Source organism: Paenibacillus sp. P4_A7, from assembly GCF_056402455.1.
In genome coordinates, this window is sequence record NZ_JBFUHJ010000880.1 from 1 (window position 1) to 757 (window position 757).

A 757-nucleotide genomic window follows, 5' to 3' on the forward strand; every position below is an offset into this window, starting at 1 on the left:
GTAAAGAAATACATCACGATCCTTAGGTATCTCATCCATTCGTTGTTTAAGCTGTGACAAAGGAATGTTTTTGGCTCCAGTAATATAACCTCCCTTGAATTCAAAGGGTTCCCGTACATCAACTAAAATATATTTAGTGGAATAGTCTATTTCTTTGCGAAAAGCTTCGTCGTTAAGTGTTCTTAATCCCTTTGTTGGACCAAACCGACTATAAACAAACCAGATGATTAGCATTGCAATTATTATGTTTAAAATCGTATTTACATCCATCTACATTACCTACTCTCGATATCTGCTACTAACGGCTTTTCACAAGCAATTCTACCGCTTCTTTGACAAGCTTGCTCGTATCTCCGCCAGCTTTTTGTTCTTCCATTATGCATTGTTGCAAATTTTCCGCGACGATTTGAGCCATAGCCTTGTCAGCCGCGTTTCTCACTGCGGACAACTGACTAACAACATCTTTACATGACTTGCCCTCTTCCATCAAACGAAGCACACCTCTAACCTGTCCTTCAATTTTTCTTAAACGCGTTTTCGTTTCATTCGTATAATTGTAATCCATTTGTACCCCTACCCTTCGCATATACATGTATGGGTATATTATAACTCAAATTTATTATTCCTAACACCAATCATCCATTAGATAAACAAGTTTACCTTGCCTTCCGAAGCATCACCCAGATAGGCTGCTACTCCGCCATACTCCAGACTGTCCAGCAGCTCTTCTTGTTGCAAGCCGAGCAGATCCATTGTC

3 protein-coding genes are annotated in these 757 nt (G+C 39.8%); all 3 read right to left on the minus strand.

All coding sequences use genetic code 11. From position 1 onward, the window contains the following. Positions 1-270, minus strand: a 270-nt coding sequence (locus AC1DWN_RS34680) for a rhodanese-like domain-containing protein (RefSeq protein WP_477563336.1), incomplete at its 3' end; no start/stop codon positions are given. 28 nt (positions 271-298) lie between these two features. Then, positions 299-565 (minus strand): metal-sensitive transcriptional regulator, encoded by a 267-nt coding sequence (locus AC1DWN_RS34685; RefSeq protein WP_477563337.1) that lies wholly within the window; start codon positions 563-565, stop codon positions 299-301. Positions 566-642: 77 nt separating this feature from the next. Continuing rightward, positions 643-757, minus strand: a 115-nt coding sequence (locus tag AC1DWN_RS34690) for a DsrE/DsrF/DrsH-like family protein (protein ID WP_477563338.1), incomplete at its 5' end; no start/stop codon positions are given.

Coding starts and splice junctions, on each gene's coding strand:
- AC1DWN_RS34685 (WP_477563337.1), bottom strand. CDS start 565: ATGGATTACAATTATACGAATGAAACGAAAACGCGTTTAAGAAAAATT.